Origin of the sequence: Phytoactinopolyspora endophytica (genome assembly GCF_004138495.1) — a bacterium.
In the GTDB taxonomy this organism is placed as follows: Bacteria; Actinomycetota; Actinomycetes; order Jiangellales; family Jiangellaceae; genus Phytoactinopolyspora; species Phytoactinopolyspora endophytica.
On the sequence record NZ_ML142867.1, the window covers coordinates 9,638 to 14,539 of the forward strand.

At 67.2% G+C, this 4,902-nt stretch carries 5 protein-coding genes; all 5 read left to right on the plus strand.

Annotated elements, in window-relative coordinates:
• Nucleotides 1–456, plus strand: a 456-nt coding sequence (locus ELR45_RS27780; protein WP_165368158.1) for an ROK family protein, incomplete at its 5' end; no start/stop codon positions are given.
• A 52-nt stretch (nucleotides 457–508) separates the two neighbouring features.
• Complete coding sequence (locus tag ELR45_RS27785; RefSeq protein ID WP_165368159.1) at nucleotides 509–2,140, plus strand: ABC transporter substrate-binding protein; 1,632 nt, start codon at nucleotides 509–511, stop codon at nucleotides 2,138–2,140.
• A 79-nt stretch (nucleotides 2,141–2,219) separates the two neighbouring features.
• Nucleotides 2,220–3,182, plus strand: coding sequence for an ABC transporter permease (locus tag ELR45_RS27790; RefSeq protein ID WP_165368160.1), 963 nt, complete (start codon nucleotides 2,220–2,222; stop codon nucleotides 3,180–3,182).
• Nucleotides 3,182–4,123 carry an ABC transporter permease gene (locus ELR45_RS27795; RefSeq protein WP_129669230.1) on the plus strand — a complete coding sequence of 314 codons (942 nt, stop codon included), beginning with the start codon at nucleotides 3,182–3,184 and terminating at the stop codon, nucleotides 4,121–4,123. The genes ELR45_RS27790 and ELR45_RS27795 overlap by 1 nt, the downstream gene beginning before the upstream one ends.
• Before the next feature lie 5 nt (nucleotides 4,124–4,128).
• Nucleotides 4,129–4,902 (plus strand): ABC transporter ATP-binding protein (locus ELR45_RS27800; protein WP_205857390.1); only part of this gene is annotated, 774 nt, incomplete at its 3' end.

The following is a 4,902-nucleotide window of genomic DNA, read 5'->3' on the forward strand; positions in this document are numbered from 1 at the left end:
CACGGTCCGGTTTGCCCGTGCGGCAGCCGCGGGTGCCTGGAACTCTTCACCGCGGCGCCGGCTCTGGCGGAACAGCTACGGCCGGCGCTGTCCGGAGGCTGGCCCAGCGATGTGTCCAGAAACTTGACGCTAGACCGTGTCGTCGAACTGACCCGTGAGGGCCACCCCGCCGCCAGGCGGGTCCTGAGAGACTCGGCCCACATCCTCGGCCGCGTCCTGGCCGGCGTCAGCAACCTACTCAACCCCGAGCTCGTCGTCATCGGTGGAGCGCTAGCCGCGGCAGACGAGCACTACCTCGCTCCCCTGCAGGAGACCCTGCACCACCATGCCCTGCCTATCGTCGCCGACCAGCTCCGCGTCGTTCCCGGGCGGCTCGGAGACCGGGCCGGTGCGCTCGGCGCCGTCGCCCTTGCTCTGCGGGACGCTACGCCCTTACGGGCGCACGGCGCCGCCTGACACCAATCCGCCCGCCTGCCCGCAAGCACCAAACGCCCAGGAGGCACGCGTCATGATCACCATCAACGGCGCTAGGAGCGCTCGCAAGGCTCGAGACACAGGTCGCGCTCGGCGCATACCGGCAATCGGCGCGGTCGCCGCCGCCGTGGCCCTCATTGCCGCGTGCTCGTCGATCGACAGCACAGACAACAGCGGCAGTGAAGGGGACGGCACCGAGGCCGAGGCCGAGGCCGACGCCGGCGACCCCGTCCACGGCGGTAGCATCACGATCGGTCGGCCGGCCGACATCGTCAGCCTGGACGGCGCAGTGGTTGGCGGTTCCCAGCTCGCCTTTTACGACGCGATCTACGACACGCTCATCAAGCTTGACAAGAACTTCGAACCGCAGCCGCAGCTCACCGAGTCGTGGGGCCTGTCCGACGACTACATGAGTCTCTCGCTGACCCTGCGCGACGACGTTACGTTCCACGACGGCAAGCAGTTGACCTCCGCCGACGTGAAGTACAGCGCCGAGCGCGTCGTCGACCCGGCGGTCAAATCGCCCCAGCTGGCCACGTTTGCCAGCCTGATCTCCTCCATCGAGACTCCCGACGACACCACGGTCGAGATGACGTTCAGCCGGCCGTTACCGAACATCTTCGACTTCCTGGAGATGCTCTACATCGTCGACCAGGAGACCGTGGAGGGTCCAGCCGCGGCCACCACGGCCAACGGCACTGGCCCGTTCAAGCTGGCCGAGTGGCAGCCTGAGCGCAGCTACACCCTGGAACGCAACGACGACTTCTGGGGCGAGCCGACGTACCTGGACGAGGTCGTGGTGCAGGTCGCCCCGGACCCGCAGTCGATGGTCGTGCAGTTGGAGTCCGGTGAGCTCGACGCGATCTCCGATGTCCCGTTCACCGACGTCTCGCGGCTCGAGGAAAACGACTTCAACGCCGAGGCGACCGCGCCGGCCGGTTCCTGGTACATAGCGGCGAACACCGAGGACTCCGCGCTGGCCGACCCGCGGGTGCGGCAGGCGATCAACCATGCCATCGACCGGGAACGGTTCGTCGAGCAAGTCCTGTCCGGGATCGGTGAGGCCACCGCCCTGCCCTGGCCGGTCGACTCGCCCGCCTATGACGAGGCGATCGACGACACGATCGCGTTCGACCTGGAGGAGGCCAGGCGGCTGTTAGACGACGCCGGCGTTTCCGAGTTGTCGCTGGACATCTGGGCCAACGGCGGCCAGCAGCCGCTGGTGGACTACGCGCAGATCCTGAAGTCCGACCTGGCCGAGATCGGCGTGGAACTGAACGTGGAGGCCCCGGAGATCCCGCGCTGGCGCGACCTTCAACAGACGGGTACGTACACCGGGCTGATCTCCGGGCCGTACGGGGCGTCGAACTTCAGCCCGGCCTCGCTGTTCCTGCTGGCCCGTCCGTTCAAGCCCGACGACAACACGGCCAATTACACCAGCGAGGAGTACACCGCCGCGGTCGAGGCCCTGTCCACGACGGCCGACGAGGCCGAGCTGCAGCAGGCGTACGACGAGTTCAATCAGCTTTTCCTGCAGGAGTCGTTCCTCATGCCGCTGGCCACGAACCGGATGGTGATGGTGAGCGACGAGACGGTCCGCGGTTGGGGCGAGAGGCGGGTCAACGGCGGGTTCGACTTGCGTGAGGTCTGGATCGAGCAAGAGTGACCGACCGGTCGACCGAGCGCGTTTGCGCAGCCGCTTCCGACCGGCTGTGGGGATGCGCCCCCGAGGGAGGTCCACGCGGATGACCCGTTACATCGTCTGGCGGATCGCGCAGTTCGTGCCGGTACTGCTGATCTCCAGCTTCGTGATCTTCATGATCATGCACTGGGCTCCCGGTGATCCGGCCAGCCTGCTCGCCGGGGACGACGCCGGCCCGGAAGAGATCAACGCGATCCAGGCAGAACTGGGCCTGGACCGGCCGGTGATCGTGCAGTTCGTCGACTGGCTCGCAGGCGCGCTCACGGGCGACTTCGGAGTCTCGTACATCAACGGCCAGCAGGCTGCGGACCTGATCTTCAGCCGCGTGGGGCCGACTCTACAGCTGGCGTTGACCAGCATCGTCATCGCGATCCTGATCGCGATCCCGATCGGATGTCTGGCGGCGTTGCGACCGAACGGCCTGCTGGACCGGATCATCACCGGGCTGACCACGCTGCCGATCGCGATCCCGAACTTCTGGCTGGCCATCGTCGCGATCATCGTGTTCTCTCTGTACCTCGGGATCCTCCCAGCCGGTGGCTACGCGCCGTTCTCCGACGGTCCGCTCGAGGCGCTGAAGTACCTGATCCTTCCGGCGTTCGCCCTGGCCAGCGACCAGATGGCGATCCTCATCCGGTACAGCCGGACGGCGATGATCGAGTCTCTGTCCGAGGACTACATCCGCACGGCAGTGTCCAAGGGGATCAGTCGCATGCGAGTGGTGCTCCGCCACGGGCTGCGCAACGCCCTGGTGCCGGTCGTCACGATGCTCGGGATCATGCTCGGTCACATGCTGTCCGGGGCGATGATCATCGAGTCGATCTTCGCCTGGCCGGGCATGGGCCGACTGCTGGTGCAGTCGATCACCAACCGTGACTACCTGGTCGTCCAAGGCGTACTGCTGCTGATGGTGGCCTGGTTCGCCCTGATCAACCTAATCGTGGATCTCCTCTACGGAGCCATCGACCCACGGATCCGCCTCGGGCAACAGGAGGTGTCGGCGTGATGAGCCGACAACAGGTATCCCAGACGAAGAAGCTCAGCGCTCCGACACCCGCGGCCACCGACGACGCCCTACCCGAATCGCGGTCGCGGAGGCCGCAGAGCCAGCTCCGCCGGGCGCTGTCCAAGACCGTCCACTCCCCGCAGGGCGCGATCGCGCTAGCCGTCATCGGGTTGTTCGTGCTGGCCGCGGTGTTCGCCCCGCTGATCACGCCGCACGACCCGATCGCCCAGGACCGGGAAGCCGTGCTGGCACCACCTGGCGGCGAATATCCACTGGGCACCGACCACCTCGGCCGGGACATCCTGTCGCGGATCATCTTCGGCGCCCGGATCGCACTCTCAGTCGGCATCGGCGGCGCGCTGATCGGGGCGACGATCGGCACTCTGCTCGGGATCTCCGCCGGGTACTACCGTAGTTGGGTTGACGCGGTGACCGGACGGGTCTGGGACGCCCTGCTGGCGTATCCCGGGCTTCTGCTGGCGATCGTGATCGTGGCCATCCTCGGCACCGGCACCAGCCGGGTGATGGTGGCCATCGCGTTGATCAACATCCCGGTCTTCGCCCGGCTGTCCCGAGCGTCGACGCTGAGAGAACGCCAACGCGACTATGTCGTCGCGGCTGAATGTCTCGGCGGCCGAGACCGGAACATCATGTTCAAGCATCTGCTGCCGAACGTCCTCGGCCCGCTGCTGGTCCAACTGAGCCTGGCGATCGGTATGGGGATCCTGCTGGAGGCCGGGTTGTCCTTCATCGGCCTGGGCACCCAGCCGCCGGATCCGTCCTGGGGCTTGATGCTCAACGAGAGCCGGACCTACCTGCGCGACGCACCGTGGTTCGGCATCTTCCCCGGTCTGTTCCTCGCGGTCTTCCTGCTGGCGCTGAACCTGCTGGCGGACTCGCTGCGGGAAGCGCTGGGCACCAAGAAGAGCCGGGTGTGGTGAGCGCGATGACGACGACCAGCACGACAATGACCAACGACGTTATCCTCGACGTCCGCGACCTCGACGTGACGTTTCACTCCGCCGAGGGAGAGGTCAAGGCCGCCGACAAGATCAGCTTCACTGTCCGCCGCGGTGAGACCGTGGCCGTCGTCGGCGAGTCGGGTTCGGGCAAGAGCGCCTCGGTGCTGGCGATCCTGCAGCTGCTCCCCCGCGGCGGTAACGTCAACGTCCGCGGCAGCGTGAGGCTCGACGGCCGGGAGCTCATCGACGCCGACGCGGGTACCTTGCGGAAGGTTCGCGGCGGTGCCGCGTCGATGATCTTCCAAGACCCGATGACGTCGCTGAACCCGGTGATGAAAGTCGGCGCCCAGCTCGTCGAGATGCTCCGGGAGCATGGATACCCCGGTCGCAAGCGGGGCGCGTATCAGCGGGCCGTGGAGCTGCTGGAGGTCGTGGGGATCCCGCAGCCGGCGTTGCGGATGCGGCAGTTCCCGCATGAGTTCTCCGGGGGTATGCGCCAGCGGGTCATGATCGCCATGGCGATCGCGAACGAGCCGAGCCTCCTGATCGCCGACGAGCCGACCACCGCGCTGGACGTCACCATTCAGGCGCAGGTCCTCGATGTGCTCCGGGAGGCGAAGGCCGCTACCGGCGCCGCGGCCATCGTCATCACCCACGACCTCGGCGTGGTCGCCGAGCTGGCCGACCGGGTGGTGGTCATGTACGGCGGCCGCGTGGTCGAGACCGGCACGGCCGAGGAGATCTTCGCAGCACCCCGG